An 11867-nucleotide genomic window follows, 5' to 3' on the forward strand; every position below is an offset into this window, starting at 1 on the left:
TGAAATTTTTAAGCGTCTATCTTTTTTGAGTTATAGACTTAGGTGAAAATACTATGATATTTGTGCTTTTACCAAATTATCCAGAAAATAAAAATTTTCATTCGAGAAAGTTTTTTCGTAAAACTAATTAATATAAATATCCTACATTTTAGTTGGTTATCTTTTTATATATATCTATTTTTAGAAAATAAGATTAGCAACCCTCCCCACTTAGCTAATTGAAAATTAAATTTTACTATGCCTTATAAGTTTCTTTCTAAGTTTTCTGAAAAGAATATTGACTCTTTTGTTAGTTATATATACAATAATATAATTTCAAGTCCAGAAAAGACTTACCTGTTCGATTTAAGCAATACTGAACGAATTTCAAATCAAAATTTATTATTACTAACAAGTGTTTGGAAATATTTCATAGAGAAAAACATAGAATTTAAGGTTAAACTTTTTAAAGATGATTTTAATCAAATAACCAAAAGGGCAGTTGAAAATATAGTTCAATTAATCGAAGTGTGGAAAGTATATCAAATATTACCCGATGGTAAAACGATTGATAATTATTTTTTAATAGAGAGTAATAACAAACTAAAAAGATTAAAAGATAAACATGGTATAGAGTTAAATAATGATTTGTATGGTAGATACGGAATAACTCCCTTTATCACTTTAAATAAAATTGAAGGTTTTAAAGACTACAAAATACTAAAAAATGAAATTTCTCCAATTTATGAACTAAATGATGCTATTACAAAAAAAGTAAAAGAATATGGTTGTGATCATCCATTTACAAGTAAAACAATTAGTGCAATAATAACAAAAGAACTCTATGAAAACTTCTTAGACCATTTTGGAAGTTCTTTTTTTAAAACAGAAAAAAATTGGGCTTTTTTAAGTTTAGCACTTCGTTATAAAGTTGCAAAAGACTCTCAGTATTTACTTGAAAAGAACTTCAATGAAGAAGAATTAGAAGAATCCAAAGCTTTTTTTATAAACGAGAAAGGAGAGTTTAAAAATGAAAATCACATTCAGTTTTCCTTTTTAGATTTTGGAAATGGTATTGTAAACACTATTAAAAACGAATATCTAAAAGGTAAAAAAGAAAGTGAGTTATTTGAGGACGAAAACGAAATTTTAAAATATGCATTTAAGCACAATACTTCAAAATTTCCTATTTACGATAAATATAAAAATATAGAAAAACTTATTCCAAGAGGATTATTTGATATTTTATCCATTGTTAAAAGATATAACGGACTCATTATTATTAGGAGCAACTATGGAAGAATAGGGTATGATTTTTCGAAAAATAAGGACTTTGAAGAAGCCTTTTTTACTTTTGGAAATGGAACATTGTTTTTCCCAGGAACCTTTATAACCATTTACATACCAGAATTAAAAGATAAAAAAACCTATGATACAACTTCTATAAAACCAATTACAGAAAGTTTAAATTATTCTTCAAAAATTCCTCAAGACTATTTAAGTCTATTTTCTATAATTAATGAAATATCAGATAAAAACTATTCTAAAAGTGTACTCTATCAAAAAAGTATAGAAAAGCTAAAAGAGAAATTACTAAATAATGAGAAGAAATTATTTTTTATTGATTTTCAAGGATGGGAGATAGATTCAAGAATTTCCAAGGTATTAATTTTTTATCTCGCATCAGATTATGATATTAATTTGGGTAAAAATGTTATCATACTTAACCCTCCAAATATTCATTATCTAACTAATTTAAAAAATGAATTATATGATATTTTAAAAGAAATGGACTCCTATCAAACCCACCCCTTGCCATTTGTCTCATATAACAAAAGTAGTGATGAAGTCTCTATTTTTTGGTTGGGAGTCTATAATGAAGAAGATATTGTAAAACTTGATAAACTATTATTTAAAGATTATGAAATTGACTTAAGAAGAACAGACTTTAAAGAACCCGACAGCGTAGTAGGAAACTTGAGTGATTATGATGAAAATGGAAATGTAATATCAATTTTCCCAGAACAGAGTAGGATAGCCAAGTTCTATAATGAAGCAAAACCTACCTTCCAAGATGGGCAAATTGAAAGTCTATTAAAACCTATAATAGACCAATCCTCTAATAGCGTAAAAAAACAAAATGATTTTTTTCTATGTGGCGGTAATTATTATACCAAAGAATACTTAAAGCTAGATGCTATTTTAACAAATGAACTTAAAAGGAATTTACTGTCAAATTTTTTATTTAAGAAGATACAACAAGAAGTAGATGCTATTGATGATTACAAATTTATTGCAGTTACCTCAAGTAGTAATCAGATTTTAAAATCGTTTATTAATCAAGGATTGATAAGTGATAACAAGTCTATTTTTATTGAAAACTATCATAAAAATCTTTCAGAACACGACAATCAAGAGCAACTTATAAAAAACGAAAAATACATTCTAGTATGCGATGTTATCGCTACAGGATACTTAACCAATAAAATTATAACCGAACTAAAAGAAAGTTACAATTCTAATTTATCTACAGTTGCCGTTTTTGTAAACTCTATAGACGAAAGTTTTTCAGTTATAAATAGCAATGTAAAATACAAAGTACTTTCTTTAAAAGAATACCCTATTAAAAAATATTTGAAAGGCGAGATTGAAAATGTAGAAGAATTAATTATTACAAGAATAAATCCGTTTAATAATCAACCCATACTATTAGATAATGCCAAAGGAAATAAATCAACTCTAATATCTACAAATGAATTTATTGAATATTGTAATGATGATGATTTAAAAATTAAATACCTGAATTTTAATAACTCTATACATCCCTATTTTTTTGATATGGAACGTATTCTCTCCCAAAAAGGAGAAGAGTTACTTAAAACTATATTTAATAAAATACCAGAACAAGATAAAGCGGACATAGGCGTTATTTTTTACCCTCAAAAATCAGCAGTAGAAAAATTGAATTTTGATTTTTTAAAATCTAATATTTTAGAAAATCAAGAAATTTTAGACTTTGAAATAGAACGATTCCCGACTAAAGATGGATGGCGATTTCCTCATCTCTCAGACTTCTATAAAAACATTACAAAAAACAAAAAATTACTTATTCTAGATGATGCAGCTTGTTCAGGAGACTCCATATTACAGCTAATAGATGAAGTAAGTTTTTTAGAAGTAAAAGAAATTATTATTATTATAATTTTAGCACGAGTATCTGACCAAAGAGCAGAGTTCTTCTCTAAATTAGAGAAGATTAAAAATTTTAATGGAGATTCTATACCACTAAAAATATACTTTGGATGTCATTGGCAAATTTCCACATATTCTATTTATAAAAATCCGATCCTTAAAGAAAGTATTTGGTTAGATAGAATAACACAATTAAGAAATATCCCATCAGCCATAAAAAATATTGCGACGACAATAAACAAGGAAATCAAGCAAATTAGCTATTTAAAAAATTATAAGGATTACAAATATTTCCCAAGAAAAGAAATAAGCAACGAAATAGATAAGAAAAACTTATTTCTAGTACGAAACCATATAGGTAAAATAGCCGAATTTAGATTTTACAAAGACAACTTTAAGTTTTTTGATGACTTAATAAAAAAAGAAATCGACTTTAAAAACAAAGAATACAATAAAGATATTGAACTAATATGCTCAATATTTTTATATGAACCATTCCTATTCGAAAAAATACAGAAATTATTACCCGATATAGCTGAATTAATTAGAAGTTTTGTTGTCAAAATAATCTTCACAAAAGAAATAGATATAAATGAAAATTTATATTACAAATGGGATAGAAAAGACATCACTCATTTATTCTTTATAGTTTATAAGAATAAATCTTTAATAACCAAACTAAAAAAAGATAACAATAACTTTGTTCAACTTTTAAACTTCTCTGAAAATGCTTTTAAAAGAACAGATCCTATAAACTACTTATTCTATAAAATTTTAAGTTACTTCCCTTTGTCGAGAGAAGAAGTAGAAACAAAAGATAGCTTTCTAGAGCTTAGAAAATTTCTATACGATACACTAGATAAAGAAGAACTAGAGAAAAAAAGATTAGCAGAATTAAGACGATTCTATTCCTTTATAAATACGCTCCCAAGAGAAGATAGTTTTGAGGCTCAAAAAGATAAAATTAAAAATGTGTATTGGGAAAATGAACAACCCCAAATACACGATGAACAAAGATCTTTTAATCAAAATGTTTCTAAAATTATAGCAAAACTGAGGAATGCTAAAAAAGCAATTTTGTTCACTAAAAACCTAGAAGAAAGCACTACGAATGCAATGAATCAAAATTGGTGGGCACTAAAACACGATTTCTTGAATCACATTATTTCATTTTACAGAAGTTTTCCAGATTTTTTTAAACCTTATCCATACTACATTTTGCTCAATCAAATAGAGAATAATTATTCTGGTTTAATTGAAATGTATACCTATTTAGATGATTTTATATCTAATATTCATCAAAGAGGTTTAAATAAAGAAAATTTTGATACAGCTATAGAATATATAGGAAAGATTAATTCTCTTTTTGGTTTAGAGTCTGATTTCAGAACTCTATTTGATAAACCAACTATAACTCTTTATGAATTAAAAGAATCTATTAAGTCTATGTTTAGTGAATTAAATAATACGGTAAATATGATAGAAAGTAGTCATTATAAAGACATCGTAATAAATATTCCTGAGCCTTATATTAACAAGCTTCTTTTACAAGAATTATATAATAATTTAAATAAGTATAGTGAAGAAGAAAGTGTTGTTGATATTAATTATACTGTAGTGAAGTCTACAAAAGGTAATGAAAGGTTCCAAATAACCATAATTAATACAATATCAAAAAGTGTGGACGAATTTAGTAGTAACGAGGGATTAAACAATCTTAAGTTATTATCAAATTCTGAACTTTTTAATTTTAAATATAGCTACACTGTAAATAGAGACAATAACCAATTTATTCAAAAAATTTATTTTGACTATGACCACTGAAGAAATCGTATTATTTGTATTTGATGAAGAAGCACATTTTCAGGCTAATTTGGAACTTCTAGGTAGATCCTCTTTTAAAAAAATAGAGAGGATTGATAGTGAAGAGTCATTTACTCGAAAACTGAATCAGCTAAGGGAAGAAGAACTTGTTTTTGTTGTTGTACATATTTTTTACACAGAAAAAATAAAAGGAATAAAGAAGTTCTTAGCCGAGAAAATTAAAAAAAAACACCCATTAATTGATCCACTATATATATCAGATGGTTCTGGAGGAATAATTAAAAAAGAAATGATTGAATCTGATATTGATGAGGTGTTTAGAGTTAAACAATACTATCAGATAGTTGACGAATTAGAACAAGAGAATTTTAATGTTTACACAAAAAAAGAAATTATTTCCTCAATAGTTAATTCAGATAACACAAAAGTTTGTAATGCTAAATATCCGCAAATAGACTATGTAATTATTACAGCATTAGAAGAAGACGAAATGGAAAAAGTGCTTCCTATGATTAAAAGAGAGGGGAAAGTAGACAATGATAAACATTTAATAGAATATGGTCATTTTAAAAATAGTCCAACTAAAAAAGTAGCTTATGCATCACAACAGGAAACAGGGATGATGGACGCCGCCATTTTAGCAACAGAAATGATTGTAACCTTTAAACCAAAATTTGTAATTATGACAGGTGTTTTAGGAGGCAAACCAGATGATACTAAAATAGGGGATATTATAGTATCAAAAAAAGTATTTACCATAGATAAAGGGAAAATTGATGATGATGAATTTGAAAAAGAATTAGAAAATGTCAATACAAATAATGCATACGTCACAAGTTTTATACGAGAGCAAAAAAATATTAAACGATTTATAGAAGACGAAAATCAAACAAGAAAAACACCTGTAAATATTCATTTTGAACCTATAGCTTGCGTAAGAAGCGTGATTAATAAAGAAGGATATTTTGTTGAAAACATTAGTACTGTAGATAGAAAAGCTATAGGGCTAGAAATGGAAAGCTATGGTATCGCTAGAGCTTGCGAAATAGTAAACAATGGTCAATCTATACCTATAATCGTAAAATCTGTTATGGATAACACGCAAGAAAAAACAGATGATGCCAAAACGTATGCTGCTTGGACAAGTGCGAAGTTTATTGAATATGTTATTATAAACGATTTGCTATAACTACTCAACTTTTTTAGGTTAAAAATACCAATGAATTAAATCCCAAATCAAATTTTATTAAGTAACCAATTAAAACCAAATATTATGAAAAATTTATTATGTCTAATTTTTTGCTTCATGTTTTTTTATTGTCAAGCCCAAAAGAAAACAAAAACAACAGTAAAACTTATAGTTCCAGTTGCTATTGAAATTGATGGAGGTGGAAATGCTAAAATAGCACTATTACCCAATGCAGATAATGGCGGTACAACGCCTACTCATATAGGAGCTTATAAATACAATGTAATTAGTATAGTTGGTGGAAGTGTAGAGTTAATGCCTTTATATTTTGATAAAGGAACTAATAATGCTAAAGCCTACAACAATAAAATTTTCACTATTAGTAAGACAGATTACGATAAATTTGCAGAAGTTGTAGAAGATGAAAATGACTCAAAAATATCTATAGGGCTATTAACATTACCATTTAAAGCTAGACCACAAAAAGAATTTGCTTTTGATACTGAGTTCAATTTTAATTCGACACTTAATATTAGATTAGATAAATTTTCTAAAGATTTTAGTTTAAATTGGCAGTTAGGAGCAGGAATAGGTACCGTAGGTCTTAACCCTGACAATGCCAAAGGCATTGAAGAGGGAGAGTCAACAGATGTCTCTACTGTAACATTTTTAACAGGATTTATGTATCAGTATAAAAATGTACAATTTGGCTTATATTCAGGCTTAGATTTTATCAATAATCAGGATAACTATAATTGGGATGGTCACGGAAATCCTTGGGTGGCAATGGGAATTGGTTTTAACTTATTTAAGATAGATATTGAAAATAAAGTAAAGCAAGTTAATGATTTTGATGGGAATATATAGAATGAAAAATGCTTATACTGGTTGTAAAAAACGTCAAAGTGAACCACTCAAAACGGAAATATTTAAGCCACTTAAAAACTCATTCCAATAGAGCTATGAAAAGGATTTGTAATAATTATTACTATGCTCACTTTAATCCAGAATAACTAGTTCGCTTTTGCCAGATTATCCATTTAGGTGAAGAGTTGTGGTAAATAAATTATTAAAAACTATCTATAACTTGTAATAGAAATATTAATGGTAAATATGTAATTTACCTATAATTAGTGATGAAAAATTATGGGAGCAAAATTTGCTTTAAAAGGTTATAGAACTCAGTTCTTATATTCCTTATTTAGAATATTAACAGATTATGCGAAAGATTATACTTTTTGTGTGGAGGGTGAATATGAAGACTTGGATATCTTGGATAATCAAGGTGATTATTTAGAATCTATTCAAGTAAAAAATAAACAAGGAAACTTGAATTTTTCTGATTTGTTCTCTTCTAAGGATTCATTCTTTAAGAGGGCGTTAAAGCTTATCAAGAATAATAAAGATGTAAAAATTAAGATAGTATCCTTTGGAGATGTAAGTGATGAGTTAATTGATAAAAACAGGTTAGGTAAAAAACTTAAGAAGAAAAACTTTAATGAAGATTCAATTAAACAGATACTTAACTGTTATGTAGAGCCCGAGATAGTTGATGAGTCAATTTTAGAAGAGACAATTTTAGATAGATTAAAAGTTCTTAATATTTTCACCGACCCAAAAGTTGCTTTGGAACTTTTACTGTTTTGGATTTACAAATCTGGAGAGAATCAGATTAAAATAGACTCGTTAAGCTTATTAGATGACCTCAACAGAATAGGCAAATTCCTTACTGAACAAAATGCATTTCATAGTCATTATGGCAATACAATAATTCCAATTAAAACAAAGAATATAGAAAATGAAAATATAGAGAAATTAAGAGAAGGATTTTTTTATGGAATTTCAGCGAAATATGAACACATATTAGCAAATTTAGATGTTTTAAGAAGTGATAAGTTAAATGATATAAATAAGTGTTTTAAAAAAAATAATGTTGTATTCATACATGGAGCTTCTGGTCAGGGTAAAAGTACATTAGCTTATAGGTATTTGCACGATTACATAGATTCAAGTATTGTATATGAACTTAAGATTTCTAATAATCTCTATGAAGTCCAGCAGACAATAAATAGTTTAGATTCTTTGAGTAAAGGTCTAAAGTTTCCAGTTATGGTCTATTTAGATGTAAAGCCCCAAAATGAATATTGGAATGATGTACTAAAAGAGCTCTCAAATAAAACTCATTTGCAATTCTTGATTACTATAAGACAAGAGGACTGGAATAGAACAATTTTAGGAGACGAATTTGACTTTGACGACATTGAGTTAAATTTCAATAGGGAAGAGGCTAAAGTTATTTATGAATTGTTGTCTGAATATCGAACAGACTTAAAATTTACTGATTTTGAAGAATCATGGATAAAGTTTGGTAATAAGGGAATGCTATTAGAATATATTTATCTAATTAACCAAGGGGATAAGTTAAAAATAAGATTACAAAACCAAATTAATAGACTCGAAAATGAAAGCAAGTCTATTGAGTTGGAGATATTAAGATATGTTTGTTTGGCAGATTCTTTTAATTCCAAAATTGATTATAAGAAAATAATCAATTTGCTAAATGTTAATAAAGGATTGTCTAATTCATTTGTGAAATTACTCGAAAAAGAATATTTATTAAAGTTTGATGATGATAAAAAATATCTAACTGGATTACATCCAATTCGTTCAAAGATTTTAAGTGAAATATTTTTTAATGACAATGACTATTTAGAAATAACAGATTATATCAAAAACTCTATTCCATTAGTGAATGAGCAAGATTTACACTCCTTTTTGTTGAATAGTTTTGAAAATGGATTAAAAATGGATGAGCTTTTAGGTGCTTTGAGTAAATGTAAATTTGTTAATTGGATTGGCTACTTAAACACTGGTAAAGCTCTTTTGTGGAAAGGCGTTTATGATTTTATTTTTATAAAAAATAAAGAATTATATGACCAATTGTATAATGAATATAGAGGCTTTTGGACTTTTATGATTCCTTATGATTATTCTGGTGTATCGGATGGAGCTTTTCATAATCTGTTTGAACAATACATTCCAGATGAAGTAAATGAAGATATAAGAAAGATTCAGTTAAAATTCACCCCTAAGGCTGATGTTTATGAGTATTTGTTAAAATGGTTAATCAATTGTAAATCTTGTCAAGTATCAGAAATCAGTAAAGATAGCCTGAAGCATTTAGGAGAGTTTTTATTTTACATTGGCCACTTGAATTTAACTGAAAAAGTTACAGTAAAACTTGAAGAGAACAAGATTAGAGATTTAATAAAAGATAAGCTAAATTCTATAGAAGATTTATCAATATTACTTTTAGGTATTCAGGTATATCAGTATTCTTCAAGTGAATTTATTGAGGAAATTACCAATATTATAGTTAAGGAGCTTAGAGAAAAATATAATATTATTTTTTTAAGCAATGATGATGAATTAGAGTGTCTATATTTCTTCGACCCTTTTCAATATGAAGAAGACAAAGCCGAAGAGAATTTCTTTCATGCAACACCTACAAACGTTATAAATATTCTACGGAACGTTTTCCCTTTTAAAAATAAATATAGTGTAAGAGGAACAGGGAAAGCTTTTTTTGGAATAGAATTACCTTACGACCCCTCGGTTAAAAACATTGAGAGGAAAAATTTGCCAATACCGTATTTAGTTGAGATAAATGTTTTATTAAATAGTTTGTATTCTTATCAATACCGCCCAGATAATTGGTCTGATTATAGTGCTTTAATTCACAACCAAAGAACGATATATAATACTTTAAGCAGAGAACTAATAAAGAGTTTTATTCAATACTTCAGAAAAGATGATTACTCGTTATTTGGAGATATAATAACCAAAATTGAAAAAGAACTTAAAAGCTTAAGAACTGTACAGTTGCCTAAAAGCATTTCAGATAAATGGGGATACATATCTGAAGGTCAAACAAAAGCTTCAATGATGGAGGTTGAAACAAATTCAAGCAATGAACTTCTCAACAAGAGAATTTCTATTAATAGGTATAAAAATTATAGAGATGCTCAAAGAGATTATTTTTTTTCATTAGAAAATTTTCTAAACCAGATAGGTGAAAATATACTTTCAGTTTATAAAATTAGAATTGGGAATGAAATTATAGATGACTATAACCCAAATCAAATAACTTATAATATTAAAAATGCAGTAGTAAAATATTCCAATTTTAATGAGGAGTTCAACAACCATTTCGAGAAATATCTTGATTCTTCAATTAGAAGAAAAGTTGAGAGAATTGAAATGGAAAATATTAAAGTACTTTTCTTTTGTTGGAAGCAATTTTTAAATCAAAAAGGTAAGGTTAATCTCAAAGTTTTTAAAAATGTAAATAAAGCTTTTGCAGATACTAAAACAAACTTAACTAAAAGAATAAAGAAGGTAAGACAAAAAATATTTGATGAAACAGGATTGTCTTATACAATAGAAATAACAGATGATATTCAAAAGAAAATGATATTAACTTGTGAAGTTGATTCTGAGCTTTATTTGGCATCTATTTTATTTGCAAGAAGCCTTGTTCAAGAATCATTAAACTCTGACTATTTTAGCTTAAAGGGTATTATTGTAGAGCTAAATGTTGACTCAGTTATTTATATTCCTTTATTTATGGGCAATGCTTTAAACCAATTAGGAGTAGAGATTTATTTGCACAATTTAGATAAAGAGATTGATGATGACTGGAATTCTTATGTTAATTTCATGTATTTCATAGATGATAATATAATTGAAAATTTAAAATTGAGTTTTTGGAATCAAGAAATTGATGGAATCAAGGATTATGAAAGTGTAATGGGTGAAGTTTCGAACCTGAAAGAGTTTATTAATCAAATAAATCATTTAAAATCGACAGATAAAGATGATATTGGTGAATTGATATTAAACGACTATGTTTCTAATGTAAGTTGTATTCTGAAAGATAGAATTAGTTCTGCAAAAAATAGCTTAAAGTTATTAGAATCAAATTTGGATAATGACAAATTATACAAAGAAATAAATGATGTTTTTGAGCAAGAAAACCTGATCAATATGTCAAATGATTTGGAAGAAGTTCAAAATACCTTAACAGATAATTACCATGCATTTTCCCAAAAACTAATCGATAAATATTACATCTAATACGATATTGAATTCATCGATTAATTTCTATTTATTAAGATGGGTTTTCTTTCACTTTAATTTTGCAATAATATTAACTGGAACGTCATTTAGTTCTGAAATAAACGAAATTATCATTTTCAAAAAGTTTAAGGATGTTTGTTAAAAAGCAAATAGCTTAGAAAGATTAAGGAACGAATACCTAAATATATTTGTAGTACACTTTGCTAGTATAGAAATAATGTAATATGTTGCTATTTGAAAAGTATTGTATTTTATAAATAACTGATAAACAGGGTGTTTAAAAATCATTAAACCGACTCATAACCCGAAGGTCACTGGTTCGAGTCCAGTTCCCGCTACTAGTAAAAACAAGGCTTTACAGAAATGTGAAGCCTTTTTTATTAAATGGATACAGATATTGCATTTCAAGATGGTTGAGGATCATGTGCAAAAGTTGTGTTTAGGCAAAAATCCTAGTTAATCTGAAGAGGAAGAATTCTACATTTTTGACACCCCTGAACTGAGCCCTGAAGGCTTTAATTTTAGCATTGAAAGATTCCGCCGA

4 protein-coding genes and 1 pseudogene are annotated in these 11867 nt (G+C 27.2%); 4 read left to right on the top strand and 1 reads right to left on the bottom strand.

The genetic code is table 11. From position 1 onward, the window contains the following. Positions 1-237: 237 nt before the first annotated feature. The 4 genes from EM932_RS06375 (at position 238) to EM932_RS06390 (ending at position 11320) form a co-directional block, all read left to right on the top strand. Positions 238-4995 carry a hypothetical protein gene (locus tag EM932_RS06375; RefSeq protein WP_135876341.1) on the top strand — a complete coding sequence of 1586 codons (4758 nt, stop codon included), beginning with the start codon at positions 238-240 and terminating at the stop codon, positions 4993-4995. Continuing rightward, positions 4985-6184, top strand: coding sequence for a 5'-methylthioadenosine/S-adenosylhomocysteine nucleosidase family protein (locus EM932_RS06380; RefSeq protein ID WP_135876342.1), 1200 nt, complete (start codon positions 4985-4987; stop codon positions 6182-6184). The genes EM932_RS06375 and EM932_RS06380 overlap by 11 nt, the downstream gene beginning before the upstream one ends. A gap of 84 nt (positions 6185-6268) precedes the next feature. Next, the gene (locus EM932_RS06385; RefSeq protein ID WP_211344261.1) at positions 6269-7051 is read left to right on the top strand and encodes a hypothetical protein; all 783 of its coding nucleotides are present in this window, start codon (positions 6269-6271) and stop codon (positions 7049-7051) included. A 279-nt stretch (positions 7052-7330) separates the two neighbouring features. After that, positions 7331-11320, top strand: coding sequence for an nSTAND3 domain-containing NTPase (locus EM932_RS06390; RefSeq protein WP_135876344.1), 3990 nt, complete (start codon positions 7331-7333; stop codon positions 11318-11320). Positions 11321-11762: 442 nt separating this feature from the next. Here the strand turns inward: EM932_RS06390 and EM932_RS21485 are convergent. Further along, positions 11763-11867: pseudogene (locus tag EM932_RS21485) on the bottom strand (ISAon1 family transposase); the annotation flags it as partial.

The organism is Flavivirga rizhaonensis (assembly GCF_004791695.1).
Lineage (GTDB): Bacteria > Bacteroidota > Bacteroidia > Flavobacteriales > Flavobacteriaceae > Flavivirga > Flavivirga rizhaonensis.